At 63.5% G+C, this 25,489-nt stretch carries 25 protein-coding genes and 1 riboswitch; of the genes, 12 read left to right on the forward strand and 13 right to left on the reverse strand.

The window, feature by feature from the left end; translation table 11 throughout:
- Positions 1-6 precede the first annotated feature (6 nt).
- From nrdR to nusB, 3 genes are all read left to right on the forward strand, one after another.
- On the forward strand, positions 7-483 hold the full coding sequence (gene nrdR, locus E8M79_RS09085) for a transcriptional regulator NrdR (RefSeq protein WP_137151601.1): 477 nt from the start codon (positions 7-9) through the stop codon (positions 481-483).
- Positions 480-1,553, forward strand: coding sequence for a bifunctional diaminohydroxyphosphoribosylaminopyrimidine deaminase/5-amino-6-(5-phosphoribosylamino)uracil reductase RibD (gene ribD / locus E8M79_RS09090; protein WP_137151602.1), 1,074 nt, complete (start codon positions 480-482; stop codon positions 1,551-1,553). The genes nrdR and ribD overlap by 4 nt, the downstream gene beginning before the upstream one ends.
- Before the next feature lie 101 nt (positions 1,554-1,654).
- A complete protein-coding gene (gene nusB / locus E8M79_RS09095) occupies positions 1,655-2,149 on the forward strand; it encodes a transcription antitermination factor NusB (protein ID WP_137151603.1) in 495 nt (164 codons plus the stop codon).
- An 84-nt stretch (positions 2,150-2,233) separates the two neighbouring features.
- Here nusB and bamE read toward each other — a convergent pair whose 3' ends face one another.
- Positions 2,234-2,683: an outer membrane protein assembly factor BamE gene (bamE, locus tag E8M79_RS09100; protein ID WP_137151604.1), complete on the reverse strand. Its 450-nt coding sequence runs from the start codon at positions 2,681-2,683 to the stop codon at positions 2,234-2,236.
- A gap of 164 nt (positions 2,684-2,847) precedes the next feature.
- Between bamE and E8M79_RS09105 the strand changes: the two genes are divergently transcribed.
- The 7 genes from E8M79_RS09105 (at position 2,848) to iolG (ending at position 8,337) form a co-directional block, all read left to right on the forward strand.
- Positions 2,848-3,375 (forward strand): ubiquinol-cytochrome C chaperone family protein, encoded by a 528-nt coding sequence (locus tag E8M79_RS09105; RefSeq protein WP_137151605.1) that lies wholly within the window; start codon positions 2,848-2,850, stop codon positions 3,373-3,375.
- Positions 3,372-3,917 (forward strand): DUF177 domain-containing protein, encoded by a 546-nt coding sequence (locus tag E8M79_RS09110; RefSeq protein ID WP_137151606.1) that lies wholly within the window; start codon positions 3,372-3,374, stop codon positions 3,915-3,917. Before E8M79_RS09105 ends, E8M79_RS09110 begins: the two co-directional genes overlap by 4 nt.
- 78 nt (positions 3,918-3,995) lie before the next feature.
- Complete coding sequence (plsX, locus tag E8M79_RS09115) at positions 3,996-5,066, forward strand: phosphate acyltransferase PlsX (RefSeq protein ID WP_137151607.1); 1,071 nt, start codon at positions 3,996-3,998, stop codon at positions 5,064-5,066.
- On the forward strand, positions 5,063-6,040 hold the full coding sequence (locus E8M79_RS09120) for a beta-ketoacyl-ACP synthase III (RefSeq protein ID WP_137151608.1): 978 nt from the start codon (positions 5,063-5,065) through the stop codon (positions 6,038-6,040). Before plsX ends, E8M79_RS09120 begins: the two co-directional genes overlap by 4 nt.
- A gap of 240 nt (positions 6,041-6,280) precedes the next feature.
- A complete protein-coding gene (locus E8M79_RS09125; protein WP_137151609.1) occupies positions 6,281-6,592 on the forward strand; it encodes an integration host factor subunit alpha in 312 nt (103 codons plus the stop codon).
- Positions 6,593-6,616: 24 nt separating this feature from the next.
- The gene (locus tag E8M79_RS09130) at positions 6,617-7,072 is read left to right on the forward strand and encodes a MerR family transcriptional regulator (protein WP_137151610.1); all 456 of its coding nucleotides are present in this window, start codon (positions 6,617-6,619) and stop codon (positions 7,070-7,072) included.
- A gap of 227 nt (positions 7,073-7,299) precedes the next feature.
- The gene (iolG, locus tag E8M79_RS09135; RefSeq protein WP_137151611.1) at positions 7,300-8,337 is read left to right on the forward strand and encodes an inositol 2-dehydrogenase; all 1,038 of its coding nucleotides are present in this window, start codon (positions 7,300-7,302) and stop codon (positions 8,335-8,337) included.
- Between the two features lie 61 nt (positions 8,338-8,398).
- Here iolG and iolB read toward each other — a convergent pair whose 3' ends face one another.
- The 6 genes from iolB to E8M79_RS09165 form a co-directional block, all read right to left on the reverse strand.
- Positions 8,399-9,202, reverse strand: a complete 804-nt coding sequence (gene iolB / locus E8M79_RS09140; protein WP_137151612.1) for a 5-deoxy-glucuronate isomerase — start codon at positions 9,200-9,202, stop codon at positions 8,399-8,401.
- On the reverse strand, positions 9,144-9,392 hold the full coding sequence (locus E8M79_RS09145; RefSeq protein WP_137151613.1) for a hypothetical protein: 249 nt from the start codon (positions 9,390-9,392) through the stop codon (positions 9,144-9,146). Before E8M79_RS09145 ends, iolB begins: the two co-directional genes overlap by 59 nt.
- 62 nt (positions 9,393-9,454) lie before the next feature.
- Entirely contained in the window at positions 9,455-10,372 is a 918-nt protein-coding gene (gene iolE, locus E8M79_RS09150; RefSeq protein WP_137151614.1) for a myo-inosose-2 dehydratase, read from the reverse strand.
- A gap of 96 nt (positions 10,373-10,468) precedes the next feature.
- Positions 10,469-12,316 carry a 3D-(3,5/4)-trihydroxycyclohexane-1,2-dione acylhydrolase (decyclizing) gene (gene iolD / locus E8M79_RS09155; protein ID WP_137151615.1) on the reverse strand — a complete coding sequence of 616 codons (1,848 nt, stop codon included), beginning with the start codon at positions 12,314-12,316 and terminating at the stop codon, positions 10,469-10,471.
- A 68-nt stretch (positions 12,317-12,384) separates the two neighbouring features.
- On the reverse strand, positions 12,385-14,286 hold the full coding sequence (gene iolC / locus E8M79_RS09160; protein ID WP_137151616.1) for a 5-dehydro-2-deoxygluconokinase: 1,902 nt from the start codon (positions 14,284-14,286) through the stop codon (positions 12,385-12,387).
- A gap of 153 nt (positions 14,287-14,439) precedes the next feature.
- The gene (locus tag E8M79_RS09165) at positions 14,440-15,282 is read right to left on the reverse strand and encodes a MurR/RpiR family transcriptional regulator (protein WP_137151617.1); all 843 of its coding nucleotides are present in this window, start codon (positions 15,280-15,282) and stop codon (positions 14,440-14,442) included.
- Positions 15,283-15,413: 131 nt separating this feature from the next.
- On the opposite strand from E8M79_RS09165, the gene E8M79_RS09170 reads away from it, so the two are divergent.
- On the forward strand, positions 15,414-16,529 hold the full coding sequence (locus E8M79_RS09170; protein WP_137151618.1) for a Gfo/Idh/MocA family oxidoreductase: 1,116 nt from the start codon (positions 15,414-15,416) through the stop codon (positions 16,527-16,529).
- A gap of 45 nt (positions 16,530-16,574) precedes the next feature.
- On the opposite strand, the gene E8M79_RS09175 is transcribed toward E8M79_RS09170, so the two are convergent.
- The 6 genes from E8M79_RS09175 to E8M79_RS09200 form a co-directional block, all read right to left on the reverse strand.
- Complete coding sequence (locus E8M79_RS09175; protein ID WP_137151619.1) at positions 16,575-17,552, reverse strand: DMT family transporter; 978 nt, start codon at positions 17,550-17,552, stop codon at positions 16,575-16,577.
- 104 nt (positions 17,553-17,656) lie between these two features.
- Positions 17,657-17,945: riboswitch (FMN riboswitch) on the reverse strand.
- 229 nt (positions 17,946-18,174) lie between these two features.
- Positions 18,175-20,178: an aldo/keto reductase gene (locus E8M79_RS09180; protein WP_137151620.1), complete on the reverse strand. Its 2,004-nt coding sequence runs from the start codon at positions 20,176-20,178 to the stop codon at positions 18,175-18,177.
- 115 nt (positions 20,179-20,293) lie between these two features.
- The gene (gene ugpC, locus E8M79_RS09185; RefSeq protein ID WP_137151621.1) at positions 20,294-21,382 is read right to left on the reverse strand and encodes a sn-glycerol-3-phosphate ABC transporter ATP-binding protein UgpC; all 1,089 of its coding nucleotides are present in this window, start codon (positions 21,380-21,382) and stop codon (positions 20,294-20,296) included.
- Positions 21,383-21,393: 11 nt separating this feature from the next.
- Complete coding sequence (locus tag E8M79_RS09190) at positions 21,394-22,206, reverse strand: carbohydrate ABC transporter permease (RefSeq protein ID WP_137151622.1); 813 nt, start codon at positions 22,204-22,206, stop codon at positions 21,394-21,396.
- Entirely contained in the window at positions 22,203-23,063 is an 861-nt protein-coding gene (locus tag E8M79_RS09195) for a sugar ABC transporter permease (RefSeq protein WP_137151623.1), read from the reverse strand. Before E8M79_RS09195 ends, E8M79_RS09190 begins: the two co-directional genes overlap by 4 nt.
- Positions 23,064-23,204: 141 nt before the next feature.
- The gene (locus tag E8M79_RS09200; protein ID WP_137151624.1) at positions 23,205-24,479 is read right to left on the reverse strand and encodes an extracellular solute-binding protein; all 1,275 of its coding nucleotides are present in this window, start codon (positions 24,477-24,479) and stop codon (positions 23,205-23,207) included.
- Positions 24,480-24,584: 105 nt separating this feature from the next.
- On the opposite strand from E8M79_RS09200, the gene E8M79_RS09205 reads away from it, so the two are divergent.
- On the forward strand, positions 24,585-25,484 hold the full coding sequence (locus E8M79_RS09205) for a helix-turn-helix domain-containing protein (protein ID WP_137151625.1): 900 nt from the start codon (positions 24,585-24,587) through the stop codon (positions 25,482-25,484).
- The last annotated feature ends 5 nt before the right edge of the window (positions 25,485-25,489 follow it).

The following is a 25,489-nucleotide window of genomic DNA, read 5'->3' on the forward strand; positions in this document are numbered from 1 at the left end:
TCCATCATGCGCTGTCCCTATTGCGGCAACGACGATACGCAGGTCAAGGACAGCCGGCCGACCGAGGATTCGGGCGCCATTCGCCGCCGTCGCGTCTGTAATGGATGCGGCGGCCGCTTCACAACCTTCGAGCGGGTGCAGTTGCGCGACCTCACCGTGGTCAAAAAGAGCGGCCGCAAGGTGCCCTTTGATCGCGAAAAACTCGCCCGCTCGGTCTATACCGCGCTGCGCAAGCGCGCGGTGGAAACCGACCGCATCGAACGCATGATCTCCGGCATCGTCCGCCAGCTCGAAAGCCTTGGCGATGTCGAAGTCACCTCAGACCAAATCGGCGAATTCGTCATGGATGGCCTCAAGGGCCTAGATGACGTGGCCTTCGTGCGCTTCGCCTCGGTCTACAAGAATTTCTCCGCCGCCGATGACTTCCGCAATTTCCTGGCGGAACTGGCCGAAGGGCAGGGCGTCCTGCGGGAAGAGGATTGACCGCCGCCACCCCAGCGGACCTGCGCTGGCTCGATGCCGCCGTGCGTCTGGCCACTCAGGTACGCGGCACCACGGCGGACAATCCCGCCGCTGCCGCGCTGGTCGTCAACCCAATGGACAATGCGCTGGTTGCCCGGGCCGTCACCGCGCGTGGCGGCCACCCGCATGCCGAGGCCGTGGCGCTCGATCAGGCCGGCTTCGACGCGGCCGGAGCCACGCTCTATGTCACGCTGGAACCCTGCGCCAGTTGGGGCCGCTCGCCGCCCTGCGTTGACGCCATCGTGCGCTCCGGCGTGATGCGTGTAGTCATTGGCATGGCCAATCCCGATCCCGAGCAGCGCGGTGTCGCCGAGGCCAGGCTGGAGTCGGCCGGTGTCGAGGTGGTCTTTGCCCATCATGCGCCCTCGGCACAGCTGCATGCCGGCCAGACCCGCCACCACGCGACCCAGCGCCCCTTTGTCACGGCAGTGCTGGTCGTCGCGCGCGACGATACGCTTCTCGATCCGGCCTCGGGCGCTGCACGGGACTGGCTCGACCTCGAACGCGCCCACGCCGACGCCATCGTCATGGGCGCTGCTGGCGCCCGCACAAGGCCCGCTGTGCCGGCGATTGCCCGATCGGGACTGGAGACGCGGACGCCCCTGCGTGTCGTCCTGGCCGGCGCCAGCGGCGTTGACCGGCGCATGAGCCTGATTGGCGGCTTCACTGGCCATCGCACGGCGGTGATTGCAGAGACCAATACGCCGGTGGATGCGCCGGTCTCGGTCGAAGTTATCCGCGTCGCCGGCAAGACTGGGCGTCCGGACCTGACCGCAGCCCTGGCGGCCCTCGCCAAGCGCGGCGCCCGCTCTGTTCAGCTCGAGCCCGGCCCGAAACTGCTGGCCGCCATGCTGGAGGCCGAGCTTGTCGATGCGGTGAGCCTTGTGACCCTCGACCAGGCCGGGCAGGGTGGTCCGCCGGCAACGCCCGACGGGCGCATCGCCGACCTGCTGCTGGCGGCCGACCTGATGCCGGAGCGCGAACAGGGCGGTGACGGCGCAAAAATCACCATCTATCGGCGCTCCGCATAGCGCCTGCCACGCCTATTGTATTGAAGTTCACGACGGGGGCGACTATGGGGTTGGCCCTTGCCGCCCGGCGCCACGGCCCGGAACCAACAGAGTGACATTGAATGGCTGATGCCCCCAAGCGTGATCCACAGGTGGATCGTCCTGCAAACCAGCGCGGCGCCGCCCGGCTTGCCGCGGTTCAGGCGCTCTACCAGATGGATATTGGCCGCGCGACGCTGGAGGACACGCTGGCCCAGTTTGGCAGCTTCCATCTCGGTCGCGAGATCGAGGGCGAGCAATATCTCCCGGCTGATGCCGACTTCTTCCGCCAGATCGTCACCGGCGTCACCAAGCACCAGTTGGCGATCGATCCGGCAGTCGATCGCGCCCTTTCTGACGGCTGGCCGGTGGAACGCGTTGACGCCACGCTGCGCGCCATCCTGCGCGCTGCCGCGTTCGAGCTGCTGCGCCGCAAGGATATTCCGCCGCGCGTCGTCATCACCGAATATGTCGATGTCGCCAAGGCCTTCTACGAGGATGACGCCAGTGGCCTGGTCAATGCCACGCTCGACGCCATTGCTCGCGAAGCCGGCTCGGACCTGACCAAGTCGATCTGATCGACTGGCCACCGACACTCAAAGCGCCAAATGCAAAGAAGCCCCGGTCACCCGGGGCTTTTGTCTTTGCAATGCGGGCTGGTCCTAGAAGGACTGCAGGATCTGGTCGATGAATGTGCGGTCTTCGCCGAACGACTGGGTGCGGCGCGTCTCGATGGTCACCGACTTGCCGTCCTTGAGCGAATAGACAGCCTTGTCGATCACCTTCTTGTTCTTGTCGAAATAGACGGCAAGCACGGTGCGCGAATCGATCATCGTCATGCCGAACGCGGTCTGGCGCACCTTGGTCTGGATATAGTACCAGGCCGTCTGGTCACCAAAGGCATTGGTCGACTGCGGCGAACCGAGCACCAGCTGGACCAACTGCTGGCTCTGGCCGGAGCGGATCTGCGCCTGGGCGCTGTCGGAAATCTCATAACCCTGCGTGCGCGAGGTCACCAGCGCCGTGCTGCTGGTGCAGGCCGTCAGGGCCAGCGTCATCAGGGCAAGGGCGGCGAGGGGCGCGATGGAACCGGAAACGGTGCGCAGGTGCATGAATTTGACTTTCCCGATGGCTCTCGACTATAGGCACGGCTATATGGCGGCGACGCTTCAACCGCCGGAATGTGTAGCTGCCAAGGTGTCCCTCTGGCAAGCTGGCATTGATCCGGTTAGCGGTTTTGCCCCGGTAGGCCAATCACAAAGCGGAACGCAATCCCATGATCCTGAGCCTGTTCCGCAAGAAATCCGACCCTGCGCCCGTCTACGCGATCTATAACGCTATTGTGGCGCAATCCCGGCAACCTCGCTTCTACGCCGACTGGCTGGTGCCCGACACCGTCACCGGACGTTTTGACATGATCAGCCTGCATATGGCGCTGCTGTTCCGGCGCCTGCGCGCCGACGCCGGTCCCGGCAAGGACTTCAGCCAGGCGGTGTTCGATCTGTTCTTCAAGGACATGGACCGGTCGCTGCGCGAAATGGGCGTGGGCGATCTGGGTGTGCCCAAAAAGATCCAGAAGATGGGCAATCTTTTCTTCGGCCTGCTTGCTGCCATCAATGCGGCTATGGATGCGCAGGACCCGCTGGCCCTTGAGGGCGTATTGTCGCGCAACGTCTATGACGATGCCCGCGGCCCGCATGTCGCGGCCCTGGCGGACTATATGATGAAGCAGGATCGCGCGCTCGCCGGCCAGCCGGCCGAGGCGCTCATCGCCGGAACCATTCACTTCGAGGACGCCGCATGAGCGCAGACCAGCCCCTGTTCGACGCCATAGTGCGCATCGACCGCCTGCCGTCGGCAGGTCGTAGCCTGTCGGTCAATCTCGATGCCGAGACCTTGGCGACCCTGGCCACCGAACTCCAGCTCTCGGCCGTCGAGCGCTTTGCGGCCGAGCTGATCGTCGTGCCGTTCCGTGGCGGCATCCGCGCCCAGGGGCGACTGGTCGCGCGCATCGTGCAGCCGTCGGTGGTCTCCTTCGAGCCGGTGGCCCAGGACATCGACGAACCGGTCGACCGTATCTTCCTGCCCGAGCAGACCGGCCATGTGCCCACGCCCGGCTCGGAGGTTTTTATCGATCTCGAGGACGATGATTTCCCAGACCATATCGACGGGTCCGAAGTTGATCTCAGTGCCCTTTTGGTCGAGACGCTGTCGCTGGCTATCGATCCCTATCCGCGCCTGCCGGGCGAGAGTCTGGACACTTTGGGCGTTGATCTCGGGCCGGCCGAGTCCGGGTCCTTCGCTGCACTCAACAAACTGAAGAAGAACAGTGACACCAAGCCCTAGTTTGGGGCGCAGGGCTTGCACCGACTCGCCGATGAGATATGTTCGCATGCCTGCCGAGCAGGCCGAAAACGGGCGGAAATGACCGATACAATAACACTTTCAGTGGATGCCATGGGCGGTGACAACGCACCGCGCGCTGTCATCCATGGCGCCTATCTGCTGCTCAAAGAGCGCAAGAATGCCCGGTTCATCTTCCATGGCCGCCAGGACGATATCGCCCCGCTGATCGAGGATTATCCGGCCCTCAAGGCTGCCTCCAGCGTGCGACACTGCGACGTCGTCATCGCCATGGATGAAAAGCCCAGCCAGGCTCTGCGCAAGGGCCGCGGCACCTCCTCAATGTGGATGGCCATCCAGGCCGTCAAGGACGGCGAGGCCGACGTGGCCATTTCGGGCGGCAATACCGGCGCGCTGATGGCCATGGCCACCTTCTGCCTGCGCCCCATGGAGGGCATTTCGCGGCCCGGCATTGCCGCGATCTGGCCGACCCTGCGCAGCGATATCGTTGTGCTCGACATGGGTGCCACCATCGGCGCCGACGCCCAGCAGCTGGTCGACTACGCCATCCTCGGCTCCGCCCTGGCGCGGTGTCTGTTCGACGACCAGTCCCCCACCGTGGGTCTGCTCAATGTCGGCACAGAAGAGGTCAAAGGCCTGGAATCGATCAAGGAAGCCGGGCGCATCCTCACCGAGGCCAGCGGCGCCGGCTTCACCTATCACGGCTTTGTTGAAGGCGATGACATCGGCAAGGGCACCGTCGACGTGGTGGTGACCGAAGGCTTTGTCGGCAATATCGCGCTCAAGACCGCCGAAGGCACCGCTCGACAGGTGGCCAACTATCTGCGCAGCGCGCTCAAATCGAGCTTGATGAGCCGCATCGGCGCGCTGTTTGCCATGTCGGCGCTCAATGCGCTACGCCGCCGCATGGATCCGCGTACCCTTAACGGCGGCGTGTTCATGGGGCTCAACGGCATTGTCATCAAATCCCATGGCGGCACCGACGAGATCGGCTACAAGAGTGCGCTGAGCCTGGCCTATGAAATGGCCCGCAGCCGGCTGATCGACAAGATCGGCGAGACCATGAAGCGCTTTCCCATCAAGGCGGTACAAGCCGCCCCTGACTCAGAACCCGAGGCAAAACCGGCGTGACCAAGACGCGTACCATTATCCGCGGTGTCGGCGGCTACCTGCCTGAACGGGTGCTCACCAACGCTGAACTGGCCACCATGGTCGACACTTCCGATGAGTGGATCCAGCAACGGGTCGGCATCAAGGAGCGCCATATTGCGGCCGAGGGGCAGTTCACCTCCGATCTGGCAGTCGAGGCTGCCAAGCGCGCCATGGCTGCCGCTGGCGTCACGCCCGACGATATCGACCTGATCGTGGTTGCCACCACCACGCCGGACTATACCTTTCCGGCAGCAGCGACGCTGGTGCAGATGAAGCTGGGCATGCACCATGGCATGGCCTTTGATCTGCAGGCGGTGTGCTCGGGCTTTGTCTATGCCGTCGCAACGGCCGACAGCTATATCAAGAATGGCCTGGCGACCCGTGCGCTGGTCATTGGCGCCGAAACCTTCTCGCGCCTGCTGGACTGGAACGACCGCACCACCTGCGTGCTGTTCGGTGATGGTGCTGGCGCAGTGGTGCTCGAAAAGATCGAGCTCGACGACGACGCCCCCGAACAGGGCGTGCTGGCCTCGGCCTTGCGCTCGGACGGTCACCATTGGGAAAAGCTCTATGTCGATGGTGGCCCCTCCACCACCGGCACCACGGGTCATGTGCATATGCAGGGTCCCGAAGTCTTCCGCCATGCGGTGGGCAAGATCACCGACGTGGTCTACGCCACGCTTGAGAAGGCCGGCTATACCGTCGCGGACCTCGACTGGTTCGTGCCGCATCAGGCCAACAAGCGCATCATCGAAGGGGCAGGTGCCAAGCTCGGCCTGCCGCCCGAGAAGGTGATCATGACGGTGGATATTCACGCCAACACCTCCGCTGCCTCTGTGCCGCTGGCGCTCAGCGCCGCCGTGGCCGACGGGCGGATCAAAAAGGGTGACCTGGTCATGCTCGAAGCCATGGGCGGCGGCTTCACCTGGGGCGCCTCCCTCATTCGCTGGTGAGCGTGATCAGCCGCGATTGACCTGAGGCGTTTCAAGGCGTTAGTGTCTTCCTTGGGTGGAGGATGCGGTGTTGGATCGGCCTCACAAACTATAGATGCGGGTCGAACTACGCCGACTGAACGGACATAATCCTGCGGTTTGATACATTGCCGCCCCAGGCTTGGTTGTGACCATCTTGCCATGGCCCAACCGGGGTATCGGACAACGGGAGACAACCATTCGGGCGAAACGGGGTTTTGAATGACGCAAAAAACGGTAACACGCGCTGATCTCGCAGAAGCTGTCTATGGTTCGGTGGGCCTGTCTCGAACGGAGTCCGCGGAACTGGTCGAACGAGTGCTCGAACTGATCGGCGATGCGCTGATCGCGGGCTCCAATGTCAAGCTGTCCTCATTTGGGTCCTTCCAGGTGCGCTCCAAGAATGAGCGTATCGGTCGCAACCCCAAGACGGGCGAGGAAGTGCCCATCCTGCCCCGGCAGGTTCTTGTGTTCAAACCGTCCAACGTGTTGAAGTCCAAGATCAACAAATCTATGGTTGGTGCTGGGAAATAAGCCATCCAGCGAGTCTCAGCCTTCGTGGACAAGTCGCCAGACGCCTTCCGGACAATCTCTGAAGCGGCTGAAGAGCTGGACCTGCCTCAGCATGTCCTGCGCTTCTGGGAGACCCGTTTCAGCACCATCAAGCCGCTCAAGCGCGGTGGTGGGCGGCGCTACTATCGTCCCGACGATGTGCTGCTGCTGCGCGGCATCCGCCATCTGCTCTATGATCAGGGCTTCACCATCAAGGGCGTGCAGCGCATCCTCAAGGATCAGGGCAGCCGCTATGTGATCGCGGTGGGCGAGGGCAAGCCGCTCGAAGACATCCTGCCGCTGATCGAACAGGCCGAGGCCGCCGGCGACGAGGCCGAGATCGAAGACGCCGTGATGCTCAGCAGCCCGGCGCTCGATCGGGAGTCGCGCGACAAGCTGTCCGATGTGCTGCGCGAGCTGCTCGAGTGCAAACGCATCCTCGAGCGTGCCCGCGAAGCCTGATGGCCTGTCGCGGCCCTGCAACGAACGGGTGCTGCGACATTTGGAATGATCATTCCGTATTGACTTCGGAACAGAACCATCGTGTCAATTGCCCCGGGCCGAAACCGGGTGCAAGCCGTGGTTTCGACGCTATCTCGCCGCGCGGCCAGTGCAATGCTGTCGCCCGCTGCGGCCTGGCCTGAGTGAGACTGACCCGCGCTGTTCGCGCGCATACCGGAGACTACCAAATGACCGTTCGTTTCGGCCTGCTTGGCGCTGGCCGCATTGGCAAGGTGCATGCCAAGGCCGTGTCGTCCAATCCCAAGGCCAAGCTCGTGGCTGTGGCCGACGCCTTCGAGAAGGCCGCCACCGATCTCGCCGGCCAGTATGGCTGCGAAGTGCGCTCCATCGCCGACATCCTGGCGGCCAAGGACATCGATGCGGTGGTGATCTGCACCCCCACCGATACCCATGCCGACCTGATCGAGCAGTTCACCAAGGCCGGCAAGGCCATCTTCTGCGAGAAGCCGATCGACCTCAGCGTCGAGCGCGTCAAGGCCTGCCTCAAGGTCGTTGATGCCGAAGGCGGCACGCTGATGGTTGGCTTCAACCGGCGTTTCGATCCCCATTTCATGGCTGTGCATGACGTGATCGCCAAGGGCGAAATTGGCGATGTCGAGATGGTCACCATCATCTCCCGCGACCCCGGCGCCCCGCCGGTCGACTATATCAAGCGCTCGGGCGGCATCCTGCGCGACATGACCATCCATGATTTTGACATGGCCCGCTTCCTGCTCGGCGAAGAGATCGAGACCGTCTCGGCCCAGGCTTCCGTACTGGTCGACAAGGCCATTGGCGAAGCCGGCGACCACGACAGTGTCTCGGTGATGCTGGCAACGGCCTCGGGCAAGCATGCCACCATCTCCAACTCGCGCCGCGCCACCTATGGCTATGACCAGCGCATCGAAGTGCATGGCTCCAAGGGCGCCGTTGCCGCCGAGAACCAGCGTCCGGTCTCCATCGAAGTGGCCAATGCCAAGGGCTATACCCGTCCGCCGCTGCATGACTTCTTCATGACGCGCTATACCGAGGCCTATGCGCTTGAGATCACCGCCTTCATCGACGCGGTGGAATCGAAGTCCCCGGCCTCGCCCAGCGGCATCGACGGCCTGATCGCCCTGGCCCTGGCCGATGCGGCGCTGAAGTCCATCCAGGAAGGTCGCGCCGTCAAGGTCAGCGAGATCACCGGCGTGATGGCCGACAAGAGCGTGTTCCAGGGCCGCTGAGGCCCGGGCATCTGACACCTGAGACAAGAAGGCCGCCCATTGGGCGGCCTTTTCATTTGGACTATTTCAGCAGCCATTCGTGTTCCGGCGCATTGTGGAATTTCCACACCCGCTTGGGCCCGGCCATGACGTTGAGATAATAGAGGTCATAGCCGGCCGTGGTGGCGACAGGGTGGTAGCCCTTGGGTACCAGCGTCACATCGCCATCTTCGATCACCAGCGCTTCATCCAGGCTCCGGTCATCGGTATAGACGCGCTGCATGGCAAAGCCCTGCGGCGGGTTGAGCCGGTGGAAATAGGTCTCTTCCAGCTGGCTTTCATGCGGCAGGTTATCCTGGTCATGCTTGTGCGGCGGATAGGACGAGGTATTGCCCTGCGGGGTAATGACCTCGACCACCAGGAGCGAATTGGCGGCGCCGTCGTCCTCGGGCATGATGTTGTAGACATGGCGCACATTGGCGCCCTTGCCGCGGGTAATGCGGGGGTGGCGACCCGGCGGGATCACCTGCGCGGTGTAATTGCCGCCGCCAGGCGCCGCACAGACCGCCAGTTCGACCGCTGTGGTGGCATCGGCCACCCATTCGCTGCCCAGCGGCACATAGACCGCCCAGGGCGCGCCCTCGAAGGGGCTCATGCGCTCGCCGATAACGCCGAGATCGACGCCGTCCACCGAGATGCGTGCCTTGCCGCTCACCAGCACCAGGCACAATTCATTGGCGCCGGCGTCGCCGCCGGCAACCTGGCCTTCGTTCAACTTGTGCAGGGCAAAGCCGACGTAAGTCCAGCCGGCATTGGCCGGCGTGACATCATGCACCAGTCCCGTCGTTCCCTTCGGGCGGACGCGGAGGTTGGGGTTGTTCGCCATTGGTGGGGTCCTCCTTGGGGAACGCATAGAAGAAGTTGTAGAGCGCGTAGAGCAGGGCGGCCCCGACCAGGAAGGCCCAGAACTGGTCCTTGGTCCAGAGCAGTTCCCATGCCAGCCAGATGGTCAAAAACACCGCCACTGCCAGGCGCCGCCACAGCGGGCGGAACCAGCTTACTTCATTTGCCTTCACGCCGACCTGCCTTCATTTTCGATTGCGTCTGGCTAGCTCTTAGCACAGGGCAGGGACAAAACTCACCCCTTGGGGAAGCCTTGCGTTTCGACGGTGTAGCCGGCCGCCGTCATCACCCGCATCAGCTCCTTGTGGCCGACCTGGGCCATTTTGAGCGGCGGATTGGCCTTGGGATCCTGCTCCGCCTCGACGACGAACCAGCCCTCATAGCCATAGTCGGCAAACTTCTGCACGATGGCGCCGAAATCGAGCGAGCCATCGCCCGGCACGGTGAAGGCACCCAGCGCCACGGCATCAAGGAACGACTGCTTGGTGCGGTCGAGCTTGTTGATCACATCCATGCGGACGTCCTTGACGTGCACATGGGTGATGCGGGCGTGGTGATTGTCGATGGCGCGCAGCACATTGCCGCCGGCAAAGGCCAGGTGGCCGGCATCGAGCAGCAGCGGAATGCCGGCGCCCGAATGCTTCATGAACGCATCGAGCTCAGCTTCGGTCTCGACCACGGCCGCCATATGGTGGTGATAGGCGAGAGGCATGCCCTGGGCCGCGCACCATTCACCGAACTCGGTGACCTTGCGCGCATAGGCCTTCATCTCGTCGTCCGAGAGCTTGGCCTTCTGCGCCAACGGGATCTCGCGCTTGCCCTGGATGGAGCGGCCCACTTCGCCATAGACGATGCAGGGCGCGTCGACCGCCTTGAACAGCTCGATCATCGGCGCGATGCGGTCCTTGTTCGCCGCCAAGTCTTCCTCGACCAGTGTGCCCGAGAACCAGCCACCGCACAGCGTCACGTCGGCGGCCTTGAGGATGGGCAGCATGACATCGGGATCGTCGGGGAAGCGGCGGCCCTTTTCCATGCCGGTAAAGCCCGCCGAGCGCGACTGGCGCAGGCATTCTTCCAGCGAGACGTCGTCGCTCAGTTCCACCAGATCGTCGTTCCACCATGCGATGGGCGACATGCCGAGTTTTGCTTTCACTTTATGCTCCGAATTCTGGCCCATTGGGCGTCGTCAAATTGGCAATGTCATTCCAGCGCGGGCCGGAATGACATTGAGGATAGGAGGCGGCGGTGATTAGCCGGCGCGCTGTGCCTTGAGGGCCTTCACATAGGCTTCGCGCGCGGCATTGACCTGCGGGCGATCGCTCACTTCCGGCACGGCGACATCCCACCAGTGTCCGCCGGCATCGGTGGTAACAAGCGGATCGGTGTCAATCACGATGACGGTCGTGCGGTCATTGGCTTCGGTCTCCTGCAGCGCCGTTTCCAGCTCAGCGATGGAGCTGACCTTGCGGGTGAGGGCGCCCATGGCGGCGGCATGCGCGGCAAAATCGATTCCGGGCAGCGTAACATGGTGGGTGTCCTTCAACAGATTGTTGAAGTTGGCGCCACCGGTCGCCATTTGCAGCCGGTTGATGCAGCCATAGCCAGCATTGTCGAGCAGCACGATGGTGAGCTTGGCGCCGAGCATGACCGAGCTGGCGATTTCCGAGTTCATCATCATGTAGCTGCCGTCGCCGACCATCACCACGACATCGTCCTGCGGCCGCGCCAGCTTGACGCCGAGGCCGCCCGCGATCTCGTAGCCCATGGTCGAGAAGCCATATTCCATGTGGTAGCTGCCCGGGCCATTGGCCTTCCACAGCTTGTGCAGCTCGCCCGGCAGGCCGCCGGCCGCGCAGACCAGCACGGCATTCTCACGCGCGCGCTGCACGGCGCCGATCACCTGGGCGTCCGAGGGCAGCTCGGCATTGGTGGTGGCCGTGGCCTTGTCGGCGGCCTCCAGCCAGACGTCCTTGCCGGCCTTGGCCTTATTGGTCCAGGCACTCTCGACCTGCCAGCCGGTCAGCGCCTGATTGAGGGCATCGAGCCCGGCCTTGGCGTCGGCCACCAGGGGCAGGGCGCGGTGCTTGTGCGCATCGAAGGGCTGGACGTTGAGGCCGATGATCTTGAGATCATCGTTCTTGAACAGCGCCCAGGAACCCGTGGTGAAATCCTGGAGGCGCGTGCCGACGGCCAGCACCACATCGGCCTCCTCGGCCAGGCTATTGGAGGCGGAGGTACCGGTAACGCCGACCGAACCCATGTTGAGCGCATGGTCATGCGGCAGGCTGGACTTGCCGGCCTGGGTCTCGAGCACGGGCACACCATAGCGCTCGGCAAAATTGCGCAGCGCCGTGCTGGCCTGCGAATAGAGCACGCCGCCACCGGCGATGATCACCGGCTTTTTGGCGTGCAGCAGCGCCGTTGCGGCGGCAGCGAATTCGTCGGCATCGGGCATCGGCCGGCGCACGCGCCAGACCGTCTCGGCAAAAAAGCTCTCGGGATAGTCATAGGCCTCGGCCTGCACATCCTGGCAGAGGCTGAGGGTCACCGTGCCGCATTCGGCCGGATCGGTCAGCACCTGCATGGCTCGGCGCAGGGCCGGGATGATCTGCTCGGGGCGGGTGATGCGGTCAAAATAACGGCTGACCGGCTTGAAGCAGTCGTTGGCGGTGACGCTGCCATCGCCCCAGTCTTCCACCTGCTGCAACACCGGGTCGGGCAGGCGATTGGCAAAGACATCGCCGGGCAGCAGCAGCACGGGGAGGCGATTGACATGGGCGAGCGCGGCGGCCGTGACCATGTTGAGCGCGCCGGGGCCGATCGAGGTGGTGCAGGCCATAAAGCGCTGGCGGAAGCTGGCCTTGGCATAGGCCACGGCCGCATTGGCCATGCCCTGCTCATTCTGGGCGCGATAGGTGGGCAGCGTGTCCTTTATGCCATGCAGCGCCTCGCCGATGCCGGCGACATTGCCGTGGCCGAAAATGGCGAAGATGCCGCCAAAGATCGGCATGATCTCGCCATCGATCTCGGTCTTCTGCATGGTCAGGAACCGGGCCACGGCCTGGGCCATCGTTAGTCGAACTGTCTTGGGGCTCATCGCCTTGATCCTCGTCGTGGGCGCGTCGGGCGCCTTGCTGTTATTCTAGCATGCTTGTGCGCGGCGTATTACGCGGCGCTTTGGCCCAGCCGTTCCCAGACTGCGACCAGCGCGCCGAAGCGCTGCGCCATGTCGTCCACCGCCGCGTCGTCGCTCATGCTGCCGGCCAGCCACTGGCGGGCCGCATCGGCGAAAATGGTGCGACCGACGGCAAAGCCGCGCACGGTGCGCGAGCCGCGGGCCAGGGTGAAGCCGGCTTCGAGTGCCTCGTGACTGGCTTCGAGCCCGAGCAGCACCACGCCTCGGCACCACGGGTCGCGCGTCTCGATCACAGTGTCGATGGCGGCCCAGGCGGCCGCGCTGGTCTGCGGTTCGAGCTTCCACCAGTCCGGCTTGAGACCGGCGTCATAGATTTCGGTCATGGCGCGGGCGATGGTGTCCTCGCCCAGCACGCCATGCTTGCCGGCGATTATCTCGATCAGCAGGTCGCGGCCGATTCTGCGGGCGGCCTCATAGGCGGTGCGCAGAGTCTCGATCTGCTGCTGCTTGAGCGCGGCATCGTCGTCAGGATGATAGAAGCACAGTACCTTGATGCAGTGATCCACCGGCCAATCGACCAGGCGCGAGCCCAGATCCTGGCTGAATTCGAACTTGAGCGGGCGCGAGCCGGGCAGCTCGATCGGTTTGCCGATCCAGAAATCGGGCAGCGAACCAGCAGCGAACAGCGCGTCGCGGCCGTATTTGTCATCGAGCAGCATGCCGAAGCCGGGGCGGCCATCGGCAATGCGCAGGGCCGCCTGCACGGCCAGCGCCTTGAACGCCGGAATGCGGGCCAGCGCGGTGGCATCGCCGCCGGCCATGTCTTCGAGCTGGCTGCGATGATCGATCGCCAGGGCCATCAGGCTGGGGATCTGGCGTCGGCGATTGGCGGCCCAGTGCAGATGGTTGAGTTCGGCATCCTTGCGCAGGGCACGTTCGCTGCTGCCCTTGCTGAGGAAATGGCTGAGCTCGGTCCAGCTCGGATATTCCGGCGAGCAGAGCAGGCGCGACACGGCAAAGGCGCCGCAGGCATTGGCCCAGGTGGCGCTGGTGGCGTGGGATTCGCCACGCAGCCAGCCACGCAGCCAGCCGCTCATGAAGGCGTCGCCGGCACCCAGCACGTTGAATACCTCGATGGGGAAGCCCTTGCCGACAATGCCCTTTTCGAGGTCATCGGGAATAGCGCCATCATAGACGATGCAGCCCATCGGGCCGCGCTTGAGCACGATGGTGGCCTTGGAGAGCGACCGGATGGTCTTGAGTGCAGCCAGCAGATCGGCCTCGCCCGAGGCGATCAGCACCTCTTCCTCGGTGCCCACGATCAGATCGCAATCGGGTAGGATGGACCTGTATTTCTGTGACACCACGTCAGAGGCGACATAGCGCGAGAAGCCGGCTTCATGGCCGGCCAGGCCCCACAGATTGGGGCGATAGTCGATGTCGAACGCCACCTTGGCGCCATTGGCCTTGGCGATGCGGATCGCCTTCTTCTGCGCCGCTTCGCTATTGGCGCGGGAGAAATGCGTGCCGGTCACGACGATGGATTTCGCCGAGGCGATCAGGGCCTCGTCGATATCGTCTTCCGACAGGGCCATATCGGCGCAGTCGCTGCGATAAAAGATCATCGGCGACACGCCCTCGGCCTCGACCGAGAGCAGCACCAGGGCGGTCAGGCGCTCCGGATCGGTGGCGATGCCAGCGGTCTCGACGCCTTCGCGGGCCAGCTGCTCGCGAATGAAGCGACCCATCTGCTCATTGCCCACGCGGGTGATCAGCGCCGACTTCAGCCCCAGCCGCGCCGTGCCCACCGCGATATTGGCCGGGCAGCCGCCCACCGATTTGGCGAAGCTGCCGATGTCTTCGAGCTTAGTGCCGATCTGCTGGCCATAAAGGTCGACCGAAGCGCGGCCGATCGTGATCACGTCGAGCATAGTTATTCCTTTTTCGGGGCGGGCAGGCGCGGACGCCGTCCTCCCCAAATGGCCTTCGGCCGATGTTGAATTGTCCAGCAGGCTGGTTGGCCGGCATGAAACATCGGTTTCGAATATCCGTCAATATGGAATGTACATTCCAAATGCGAAACGTCAGCCGCGGCGCCGCTTTTCGGCAATGCTCACGGTCAGCGCCATGGCAAAGGCCATGCTGGCCGACAGCGAGCGGAAGCCGGCATGATCGGCTTCCACCACCTCGAACCACTCGCGCGAACATTCGCTGAGCGGGGAGAAGGCCGAATCGGTCAGCGACACCACCGGGATGCCGCGCGCCGCCATGGAGCGGGCCTGGGCCGCGCTCTCGGAAGCATAGGGCGAAAAGCTGATGGCAAAGGCCGCATCTCGCGGTGTGGCCATGGCCAGAAGATCATCATCAATGCCGGCCGAGGTTCCCACCAGTTGCGAGCGCACCTTCAGCTTGCCGAACGCATAGGCCATGTAGCTGGTGATGGGATAAGAGCGCCGCTTGGCGATGAGATAGATGGTGTCGGCCTGCGCCAGGAGGGTCACCGCCCGCTCAAAGGCCGCCGGGTCCACCGCCGCAGCCACGGCATCGATGGAGCGATGCGCAGCTGCGACAAAGCCATTGAAGATCGTCGTGCTCTCGGCCAAAGCCGGACCGTTCTGCTCCAGCGTCCGCAGCCGGTCTTCGTAAGACGAGGTGCGCTCCCGCAGTCGGGCCCGGAACAGCAGCTGCAGGCCCGAGAAGCCGTCGAAGCCGAAATGCTGGGCGAAGCGCACCAGCGTTGAGGGCTGCACATTGGCGGAGGCGGCAATGCTGGCGGCGGTGCCAAAGGCGATTTCGTCCGGATGATCGAGCGCATAGGCGGCCACCTGGGTCAGCCGCTTGGGCAATTCGCTCCGCCGTTCGAGGATGGCCACGCGCAGGGAATCAAAGTCCTGCGGCGGTTCGGCTTTTTCGGCGGCATCGGTCATCGCATGGCTCGCTGCTGGCGCGTGGTCGGCCCCATAATCTCCAATCGCGCCGAGCAATCAAGTGCCAACACAAAGCCAATTCCGGGATTGGAACAAATGGACTATTTTGTCCCCCAGCATGGGAGGATGCGATGACAGCAACTATCGGCGTGGGCCTGATCGGCACCGGCTATATGGGCAAGTGCCATGCGCTGGCCTGGAACGGCGTCAAGGCCGTGTTTGGCGACGGGCCACGGCCGCGCCTGGTGCATCTGGCCGAGACCGACGCCGATTTCGCCCGCCAGCGCGCCGATGCCTTCGGCTTTGAACGCGCAACCGGCGACTGGCGCGCGCTGATCGCCGACCCCGAGGTCGATGTGGTCTCGGTGACCACGCCCAATGCCTTCCACGCCGAAATGGCGATTGCCGCGCTCAAGGCCGGCAAGCACGTCTGGTGCGAAAAGCCCATGGCGGTGAGCCTGCGCGATGCCGAAGCCATGGCAGAGGCCGCCCGCGCCAGCGGCCGCATCGCCATCCTGGGCTACAACTACATCCAGAACCCGCTGATGCGGCAGATCGGCGAGATCCTCGATGCCGGCAGCATCGGCATCGTCAACCACGTCCGGCTCGAAATGGACGAGGACTTCATGGCCGACCCCGAAGCGCTGTTCTATTGGAAGAGCGAGGCCAGCTCCGGCTATGGCGCGCTGGACGATTTCGGCGTGCATCCGCTGAGCCTGCTGCTGCAACTCTTTGGTCCGGTCACCCGCGTCTTCGCCCATCTCTCAAAACCCTATGCCGACCGCCCCACACGGGAGGGAAACCGCAGGGCTGTCGAAACCTTCGACATCGCCAGCATACTCTTTGACATCGGCGAGGGGATCAGTGGGGTGATGGCGCTCAATCGCTCGGCCTGGGGCCGCAAGGGGCGCATCGCGCTGCAGATCTTCGGCAGCAAGGGCTCAATTGTCTATGATCAGGAGCGCATGAACGAGCTGCAGCTTTTTCTGGCCGATGGCGATGCGGCCACGCAGGGTTTTCGCACCATTCTGGCCGGGCCGCAGCACGCGCCCTATGACCGCTTCATTCCCGCGCCCGGCCATGGGCTGGGGTTCAATGACCTCAAGCTGATCGAATGCCACGAACTGCTGCGCGCCATTGCGGGCGAGCCGGCCCGGGTGATCGATTTTGAGGCTGGCCTGGGCATCGAGCGGGCGGTGCATGCCATGGCCAGGAGCCAGGCCGAACAGGCCTGGGTCAGCCTCTAGCGATGGGAACGCCGGCCCCGCGTGTGGGCAGGGCCGGCGGTGGGTTTAGGCCAGGCTCGGCTGGCTTGTCTCGTGACCCTCGACCCAGAGGATGAAGCTGGACGCGGCCAGGATCATCAGCGCGCCGGGCCAGAACCAGACCGAGGGCACCTGGCCGAGGATGATCCAGCCCAAGAGGCCACTCAGCGGCACCTTGAGGTCACCGAACGGCTGCAGATAGGTGGCGTCGGCGACCTTATAGGCATAGCTCAGCAGATATTGCGCGGCGCCGGTGAGAGCGCCCAAGAGCAGCAGCAGCCACAGCGCATCGCCCGAGGGCAGGGCGAATGGGAAGCCCGTGGCAAGGCCCGCCGGCAGGGCGGCGGGGGCCAGCCAAGCCAGCGCATTGACGGCCAGCAGGATCAGCAGGTGATTGGGCGTCACCAGCACGAGCAGCGAGATGGTCAGTGTCTCCGGCGCTTCCGTGCGGGAGAGATATTTGGTCAAAACGTCCGTGGTGGCCCAGAGCGCGGCGGCCAGGATCGGGATCAGCGTCGACCAGGTGAGGCCCTCAGCGCCCACCCCGGAGATCAGGATGGCGCCGACAAAGCCGACGAGGGCGGCGAGGATGCGGGCGCTGGAGGCGCGCTCGCCCAGGAACAGCGTTGAGGCCAGGATAATGAACAGCGGGCCGGTGGCCAAAAGGGTCACCATTTGCCAGATCGGTACGCCGGTGGCGAAGCCATAGACGAACACATGCACACCCAGCGCCGAGACGAAGGCGCGGATTTCATGCAGCAGCGGCCGCGTGGTGCGCAGCTTGTCGATACCGATGCGGAAGATCAGGGGCAGGGCCAGGATCGAGGCAATCAGATATTGCCAGAAGGCCATGCCGGTCGAGCTCATGCCATAGCCGCCATATTCGACGGGGGTGGGCAGGGCCGATTGCAGCAGGTTGGAGCCGGCGAAGGCCAGGCTCGCGATGACCATGAACAGGGCGCCTGTTGCGGCGCCGTTGGTCGATGGGGAGGAAACGTGGTTCATGAATAATCCTTTCCGTAACCAGTTTCCTCAGGGTTACGGGAAGGCTCGCCACGGCCCACATCTGCGCCCGCAAAGCGGTGCAGACGCCGGCGCGCCAGCGTTGGTCCCGTTCTCTTTCATCCGGACTATACCGTCGGCCCCGGAATTGCACCGGATCTGCTGACCTTCGCCTCTGAGCCCGCCCGCTCTTCTACTGCCCCGGCCAATTTGCGGCGTTTCCTGCGCTTCCGGTGCTCACGTACCTTAGAGTACGCTCCGCTCCGGTTCTCGAAAACACCGCCACTTGACTCGCGGCAGCGAACATCGGGCAGCCTCATAGCGCGAAGCGCTCGCGGGCTTGGCGTTGCCGCCTTTACCGCCGGTGGGGAATTGCACCCCGCCCTGAGAACATTGCGGGCTTTATCGTCCCGCAACGATGAACATAAGCCAGGCCGTCAGGGCAGACAAGCACGCACCTTGGTGTAACTGTGCGTCTTGTGCGAACAGTGAAGAAAATCTGTTCGGCCTAATGCGGCGACGCGCGGGAGAAGAACCAGGGACGTCTCTCAGTCGACACCCACTTCCCACCGAACAAAAAAAGGGCCCCACCGGGGCCCTCTTCCTATTCAACGCTCCCCAGCCTCTAGCCGCGGTCGAGCCAAGCCACTTGCTCGGGCGTCAGCTTGAAGTCGAAGGTTTTGAGGCTGTCGTCGAGTTCGCCCAGGGTGCGCGGCCCGATGAGCGGGATGGATGGGAAATCCTGCTCCAGCACGAAGGCCAGGGCGATGTGGATCGGGTTCTGGCCGAGCTGCTTGGCCAGCTCGATGGCGCGGTCGCGACGGGCGAAGTTGGTGTCATTGTACCAGCAGCGGACCAGCTCTTCGTTATCGAGCTTGTCGCGACCGGCACGGTCGGTAAAGAAGCCGCGGCCCTGGCTGGACCAGGAGAAATTGGTGACCTGACGGGCCTTGAGCCAGGCCTTCCAATCATCGGTGGAGGCGGTGACGCAGCCATCCCAGATCGGCACCAGCATTTCGCTGAGGGCGAAATTGTTGGAGAGGGCCATCGGCTTGGTCTTGCCGGTGCGTTCGGCATAGGCCACGGCCTCGTCAAAGCGCTCCTTGGTCCAGTTGCTGCCACCGAACGGCCCGCGGATGCGGCCCTTCTTGACCTCGGCATCCATGGCGTCGACGAACTCGCCCACCGGCACATCGGTGTTGTCGCGGTGCATGAAATAGACGTCGACATAATCGGTTTGCAGGCGATCCAGCGACTGGGTGAGCTGCTTGCCGATGACGTCGGGGTAGCACAGCGGGCTATGCGCGCCCTTGCCGATCAGCACGGCCTGCTCACGCGTGCCGCGATTGCGGTGCCACTGGCCGAACAGCTTTTCGGTATAGCCGCCGCCATAGACAAAGGCGGTGTCAAAGATATTGCCGCCCTTTTCCCAGAACGCATCGAGGAGGATCGCGCCGGAGGCAAAGGTGGTGAAATCCTCAAAGCCCAGGGCCACGGCCGAGGCCTGCTTGGAGAGGCCCGGAATGGAGCGCTTGGGGATGACGCCGGTGTTGGCGCCCAGCTTGCGGTTGTCCAGCGTGGTGACGCGCTTGGCAGCGGTCTCGACCGAATATTCGATGCCCGCATCCTTGCGCCATTTGTCGAGCACGCGGGCATTGCCCAGGCTATCGTCCCAGCTCATGCCGGGGGCGGAGAGTTCTTGGCGACCAGCCAGGATGGCTTCGGCGGCGGCATCGGCCTCGAAGGAATAGACGTGGCGCTGTTCGCCCACGCTGATCGTCTCGGTCACCCCGTTCTTGATGATGTCGATCTTGCCTAGACCCAGGGTGCGGTCGCCACCGGCGAACCAGAAGTCCGGCACTTCGATGCGGCCGTCCGAGCCATGGATGCGCAGGACGTTGTCGAGATTGGCCATCACGGCGCAGGACACCTGGGCGACAATGCCATTCTCGAAGGTGAGGACGGCAGCAGCCCAGTCGTCAGTGCCTTCGGCATTGAGCTTGGCAGTGCCGGCGACCTTGATCGGGTCGGCAAAGGGCTTGCCCAGGGCCGCGCCGGCAATCAGACGGGACATGGAGACCGGATAGCCGCCGACGTCCAGAATGCCGCCGCCGGCGAGGTCAGAGGCGAACAGGCGGTGGCCGGGCTGGAACTTGCCCATCGAGAAGCCGAAGCTCGACTGGATCATGCGGACTTCGCCGATGACGCCGGACTTGATCAGCTCAAGCAGCTTGGCGGTCTGCGGATGCAGGCGATACATGAAGGCTTCGCCAGCAAAGGTGCCGGCCTTCTTGTGCGCATGCAGCACGGCGCTGATTTCGTGGGCCGAGAGGGCGAAGGGCTTTTCGACCAGCGCATGCTTGCCGGCCTGGGCGGCCTTGATGGCCCATTCGGCGTGGCCGGTATGCGGCACGGCGATATAGACGGCGTCGATCTCGGGATCGGCCAGCAGGGCGTCATAGCCATGCACGACGCGGATGCCGGGGAAATCGGTGGCCAGGTTCGGCTTGCTCGGATCGCGGGTGGCGATGGCGGCAATAACGCCATGCTGGCTGCCGTTGACGCCGCCGAAAAAGGCCTTGGCGATGCTACCGGGCCCGATGATGCCCCAGCGGATTTTGCTAGTCATTTGAGTGTCCTATGGATGGGTCGCGCCCGGAAAAACGGTGGGACGCGGCATTTGCGGATGAACGGGCGGCACGACGACCCCTAAGGGCCCGCCGTGCCGTCAAAAACGCGTTGGCCTAGCGCAGGCGTTCGCCGGCGGCGGAGAACAGGAAGGTCTTGGCCGGGTCGATGGCCACCGTGATGGACTCATGGCCCAGCTCGTGACGCGACTCTTCGCGCTCGATGATGATCTGCTCGCCGCTCTTGGTATTGGCGTAGATATAGCTGGTGGAGCCCAGATGCTCGGCGACGTCGATGGCCACGGTGATCTCGGGGCCGCCGCTGCCGGCCAGCCCGAAATGCTCAGGGCGCACGCCCACGGTCACCGCGGCGCCGACGGCCGGGGCAGGGCCGCTGAGCGGCAGGACGACATGGGCCTTGCCCTGGTTGGTCAGCTCCACCGTCACCCCGCCATGGCCCGAGGCGGTGACCACGCCGGCCATGAAGTTCATCTTGGGCGAGCCGATGAAGCCGGCGACGAACAAATTGGCCGGATTGTCATAGAGGTCGAGCGGCTTGCCGACCTGCTCGATGATGCCATCGCGCAGCACCACGATGGTATCAGCCAGCGTCATGGCCTCCACCTGATCGTGCGTCACATAGATGATGGTGGTCTGCAGCTCCTTGTGCAGGCGCGCGATCTCGATGCGCATGTGCACGCGCAGCTCGGCGTCGAGGTTGCTGAGCGGCTCGTCGAACAGAAACACCTGCGGATTGCGCACGATGGCGCGACCGATGGCGACGCGCTGGCGCTGCCCGCCCGAGAGCTCCTTGGGCAGGCGGTCGAGCAGGGGCTCTAGCGCCAGGATGCGGGCGGCCTCGTTGACCTGCTTGGCGATCTGGTCCTTGGCGACGCCGGCGAAGCGCAGGGCAAAGCCCATGTTCTCGCGCACCGTCATATGGGGATAGAGCGCATAGGACTGGAACACCATGGCGATGCCGCGCTTGGATGGGTCGACATCATTCATGCGCACGCCGCCGATCTCGAGATCGCCGGAGGTAATGTGTTCGAGCCCGGCGATCATGCGCAGCAGGGTGGACTTGCCGCAGCCGGAGGGACCGACAAAGACCACGAATTCCTTGGACTGGATTTCGAGGTCGACCCCCTTGATGACTTCGAGTTTCCCGTAGCTCTTGTGAACGTCCGTAAGCTTGAGACTGCTCATGGTGGTGAACCTTATTTGACCGCGCCCAGCATGCCTTCAACGAAGCGGCGCTGGAGCAGGAAGAAGATGATGAGGGTGGGGAGCGTGGCGAGCACCGTGCCGAACAGGATCAGGCCATAATCGGGCGTATAGGCCGCCGTCAGACCCGACAGGATCAGCGTGATGGTCTTGTTCTCGGCCGTCTGCAGCACCACCAGCGGCCACAGGTAATTGTTCCAATTGGCCATGAAGACGATGATGGTGGCCGCCGCATAGGTCGAGCGCATCACCGGCAGATAGACATAAAGGAAGATCTGCCATTCCTTGAGGCCGTCGATCTTGGCGGCATCGCGCAACTCCCGCGGGAAGGCCTTCGTGGCCTGGCGGAAATAGAAGATGATGAAGATCGAGGCGATGGTGGGCAGGATCACGGCCGTGAAGGTGTTGACCAGCTTGGCCTGGCTGAACATCACGAACAGCGGCACCATCATGGCTGCGAACGGGATCGATAGCAGCAGCAGCAGGAAGCCGAACAGCTTCTCGCGCAGCCGCGAGCGGAACATCTCAAAGCCGTAGCCGGCCAGGGACGACACCAGCAGCGTCAGCGCCGTGGCGACGACGGCAATGACACCGGAGTTCCAGAAGATGCGCAGAGCATCGACCTGGGTGAAAAAGGCGGTGGCATTGGTGATCAGGGCCGACCCCAGCGAGGTCTTGCCCTTGATGATCTCGGCCGAGGTGTTGGTGGCGCCGACCACCATCCAGTAGAACGGGAACACCGAGACAAAGGCTGCCAGCGACAGCAGCACATAGACGATGCCGCGACGGAGCATGGCAAAGGTCATGACGTCCTCCGATCGCGTGCCACCAGGAACTGCAGGAAGCTCAGGATACCCACCAGCACCACGATGACCCAGGACACCGTGGCCGAATAGCCAAAGCTGGGCATGAACTTGAAGGTCAGGTTGTAGATATAGAGCGAGAGCGTCAGCGTGGAATCGGAGGGTCCGCCCGAGCCGGCGCTGAAGTTATAGACCTCGTCGAACAGCTGCAGCGTGCCGATGGTGGAGATCACGGTGGTGAACAGGATCACCGGCTTGAGCATGGGAATGGTGAGGTAGCGGAAGCGCGCCCAGGCCGGCACGCCGTCGATGCGGGCGGCTTCATAAATCGAGCGGTCGATATTCTGCATCGCCGCCAGGTAGAAGATCATGTTGTAGCCGGTCCAGCGCCAGGTGATGGCCATGATGATCAGCACCTTGGCCCAGAAGGGGTCGCCGAGCCAGGAGATGGGCGCCGTGATCAGGTGCAGCTCCATCAGCGTCTGGTTGACCACGCCGTCGATGGCGAACATCGACTTGAACACGGTGGAATAGGCGATCAGCGAGGTGGCGCAGGGCAGAAAGATCGCCGTGCGGAAAAAGCCGCGGAATTTCAGCGTCGCGTCATTGAGCGCCACTGCGAACAGCAGCGCCAGCACGATCATGATCGGGACCTGAAAGATGAAGAAGGTGAAGGTGTTGCCCAGGGCCCGAATGAACACCGCGTCCTTGGTCAACCTGAGGATATTGGCGAAGCCGCCAAAGCTGAGGTTCATCCCCTTGCCGACCTGGAAGCTCATCCAGAGCGACCAGACGATGGGATAGATCATGAACAGTCCGAGCAGGATCAGGGCAGGGGCGATAAAAGCCCAGCCGGTCATCTGTTCCCTGCGATGCAGTCTTGCCTGCGCCAATTGTCACCCTCCCTGATGCACAACCGATACAATTGCCGAAGGTCGGGCGCCATTGGCTGGCGCCCGACCCATGCGAAAGCGGGCCGGAACCCTCTTTCGTCGGGGAGGTTACTGCATCTGCTGCTGGGCCTGGTCGTTGATGGCCTGCAGGGCTGCATCGATATCGCCACCGGCGATGATGCCCGGCATCTGAGCCTGGACAGCAGCGTCGACTTCAGCAGTGAAGGTGCCGTAGTCAACGCTCGGGACCTGCGACAGCCAGGTCGAGAACTCCTGCCAGACCGGTGCGCCGCCGAAGAACTCGTCGGATGCCTTGAAGGCTTCGCCATTGCGCGCCGACAGGAGCGAGCCAACAGCGCCGCGCTTGATCAGGATGTCCTGGTAGAAGTCGTCATTGCCGGCCCAGACGGTCTTGAGGAAGTCGATGGTCTCTTCCTTGTTGTCCGAAGACGAAAGCACGAACCAGCTCGAGCCACCCTGGTTGGAGGCATTGACAGCGCCTTCCATATCCAGACGCGGGATCGACGCAACGCCCCACTTGCCGGACTGATCGGCATTGGCCTTGATGGTCGCGGTGATCCACACGCCAACCGGAACCACGGCCACTTCACCCGAGGTGAAGGCACCGGTGTATTCGGCCCAGCCGGAAACCGGCTTCACCAGATCGTTCTGGTACAGCTTGGCGTAGGTTTCGATCGCCTTCTTGAGCGCGGCATTGTCGGTGATGTGCAGGCTGCCATCAGCGTTGAAATACCACTCGCCGGCCGACTGCATCATCATGCGGATGACGCCGGTGTCATTGAGGTCGAGGTCGAGCAGGGGCTTGCCGGTCTTTTCTTTGACCACCTTGCCGATTTCGATCAGGCGATCCCAGGTGATGTCCTTGAGGTCAGCGGCGGTGAAGCCGGCTTCCTGCAGGAAGTCCGAACGGTAGAACAGGCCGGTCACGCCGGAGTCGAACGGCACCGAGTAGGACTTGCCGTCCAGGGTCGCGGCAGCAACCTTGTACTGGGCGAACAGGGACATATCGATCGAATCCGACAGGGGCTCGAAAGCGCCTGGGAACGACTGCAGATACTTCTGGGCGATATCGTCCTGGATCAGCACGATGTCGGGCAGACCTTCGGTGCTGCCGGCCAGCAGCTGCGTCTGCAGCTTGGCGCGGATATCGTCCTGGCTGGCGGTATCGTCGACGTTGAACGTCACATCCGGGTGATCGGCGGTGTAGAGCGCACCGGCTTCACGCATGGTGTCGCCATTGAACGCCTTGTCCCACACCCAGACCGAGATTTCTCCGGCCGAGGCTGCGGCGACGCTGAGAAAGCTGACACCGGCCAAAGCCAGGGCGAGCACGCGTCCACGACGCGAAGCAATACGGTTCATATTCATCCTCCCTTTTAGGTTGCTCTTGCGATGAGCGCTTTCTAAGCTATCTGAATAGTTGGTGGCGTCCCACCAAAAGGGTATGCAGAGTTGGCGGAAAGTAAGATGGCAGACCGGGGCTATTACGAGCCCGTCGCCAATGGCGTGGAGCGCAAGCCCACTGCGCTCAGCATGTTCCATGCAACGCCGCTGATTATGCGCGCGCCGCACTGGCACGCCCAGGTCGAGGTCAATTACATCGTCCGCGGCTGGGCCCATTATAAGATGAGCAGCCATGAGATGCTGTTCCAGCAAGGGGATATGGCCCTGTTCTGGGGCGGGCTGCCGCATCAGCTCGACGATTGCTCCGACGATCTGGTCTATACGGGCGGCCATCTGCCGTTGGTGCACTTCTTCCGCCTGCGGCTGCCGCGCGACGTGCAGGCCCGGCTGATGCAGGGCGCCACCCTGGTGACCCACGCCACCGACATCGCCGACTCTCTCAATTTTTCGCGATGGAACGAATATGCGCGCTCGGGCGACCCCATGAAGGCGGTCATGGCGGTGGACGAGCTGCTGCTGCGCATCGAGCGCATCCGCTTTGACCCCTACCGGCTGCTGCCCGACGCCGCCAATACCGGGCTGACGGTGGAAGGGCTGGACCACCAGTCCTCGCCGATTGTGGTGCGCATCTGCGATTTCATCGCCGAGAATTTCCGCGAGGACATCGATTCCGCCGACATTGCATCAGCGGCCGATATCCACCCCAAATACGCGATGAACGTGTTCAAGAAGTCTACCGGCATGACCTTGAACGACTATGTCAACCTGATGCGCCTGAGCTATGCCCAGGCCCTGCTGATGCAGGAAGACGCCAATGTCTTGCAGGTGGCCATGGATAGCGGCTTTGGCTCGCTCAGCGCCTTCAACAAGTCGTTCCGCAAGATTGCCGGCATGTCGCCGACCGATTTCCGTAGGGATGGCCGCGTGCGCCCCAGCACCACGCTCCGCCTGCGCGCCAGCTGAGACAG

This window comes from Devosia sp. FKR38 (assembly GCF_005222805.1).
In the GTDB taxonomy this organism is placed as follows: domain Bacteria; phylum Pseudomonadota; class Alphaproteobacteria; order Rhizobiales; family Devosiaceae; genus Devosia.

What these genes read in the sequence shown, in the direction of transcription:
- iolG (WP_137151611.1), top strand. Translation starts at nt 7,300, where the DNA reads ATGACCGTTCGTTTCGGCCTGCTTGGCGCTGGCCGCATTGGCAAGGTG.
- E8M79_RS09125 (WP_137151609.1), top strand. Translation starts at nt 6,281, where the DNA reads ATGACGCAAAAAACGGTAACACGCGCTGATCTCGCAGAAGCTGTCTAT.
- nrdR (WP_137151601.1), top strand. Translation starts at nt 7, where the DNA reads ATGCGCTGTCCCTATTGCGGCAACGACGATACGCAGGTCAAGGACAGC.
- E8M79_RS09165 (WP_137151617.1), bottom strand. Translation starts at nt 15,282, where the DNA reads ATGACCGATGCCGCCGAAAAAGCCGAACCGCCGCAGGACTTTGATTCC.
- iolC (WP_137151616.1), bottom strand. Translation starts at nt 14,286, where the DNA reads ATGCTCGACGTGATCACGATCGGCCGCGCTTCGGTCGACCTTTATGGC.
- E8M79_RS09190 (WP_137151622.1), bottom strand. Translation starts at nt 22,206, where the DNA reads ATGACCTTTGCCATGCTCCGTCGCGGCATCGTCTATGTGCTGCTGTCG.
- E8M79_RS09180 (WP_137151620.1), bottom strand. Translation starts at nt 20,178, where the DNA reads ATGACTAGCAAAATCCGCTGGGGCATCATCGGGCCCGGTAGCATCGCC.
- ugpC (WP_137151621.1), bottom strand. Translation starts at nt 21,382, where the DNA reads ATGAGCAGTCTCAAGCTTACGGACGTTCACAAGAGCTACGGGAAACTC.
- plsX (WP_137151607.1), top strand. Translation starts at nt 3,996, where the DNA reads ATGACCGATACAATAACACTTTCAGTGGATGCCATGGGCGGTGACAAC.
- E8M79_RS09110 (WP_137151606.1), top strand. Translation starts at nt 3,372, where the DNA reads ATGAGCGCAGACCAGCCCCTGTTCGACGCCATAGTGCGCATCGACCGC.
- nusB (WP_137151603.1), top strand. Translation starts at nt 1,655, where the DNA reads ATGGCTGATGCCCCCAAGCGTGATCCACAGGTGGATCGTCCTGCAAAC.
- bamE (WP_137151604.1), bottom strand. Translation starts at nt 2,683, where the DNA reads ATGCACCTGCGCACCGTTTCCGGTTCCATCGCGCCCCTCGCCGCCCTT.
- E8M79_RS09105 (WP_137151605.1), top strand. Translation starts at nt 2,848, where the DNA reads ATGATCCTGAGCCTGTTCCGCAAGAAATCCGACCCTGCGCCCGTCTAC.
- E8M79_RS09175 (WP_137151619.1), bottom strand. Translation starts at nt 17,552, where the DNA reads ATGAACCACGTTTCCTCCCCATCGACCAACGGCGCCGCAACAGGCGCC.
- E8M79_RS09195 (WP_137151623.1), bottom strand. Translation starts at nt 23,063, where the DNA reads ATGACCGGCTGGGCTTTTATCGCCCCTGCCCTGATCCTGCTCGGACTG.
- iolB (WP_137151612.1), bottom strand. Translation starts at nt 9,202, where the DNA reads ATGGCGAACAACCCCAACCTCCGCGTCCGCCCGAAGGGAACGACGGGA.
- E8M79_RS09200 (WP_137151624.1), bottom strand. Translation starts at nt 24,479, where the DNA reads ATGAACCGTATTGCTTCGCGTCGTGGACGCGTGCTCGCCCTGGCTTTG.
- E8M79_RS09170 (WP_137151618.1), top strand. Translation starts at nt 15,414, where the DNA reads ATGACAGCAACTATCGGCGTGGGCCTGATCGGCACCGGCTATATGGGC.
- iolD (WP_137151615.1), bottom strand. Translation starts at nt 12,316, where the DNA reads ATGAGCCCCAAGACAGTTCGACTAACGATGGCCCAGGCCGTGGCCCGG.
- E8M79_RS09205 (WP_137151625.1), top strand. Translation starts at nt 24,585, where the DNA reads ATGGCAGACCGGGGCTATTACGAGCCCGTCGCCAATGGCGTGGAGCGC.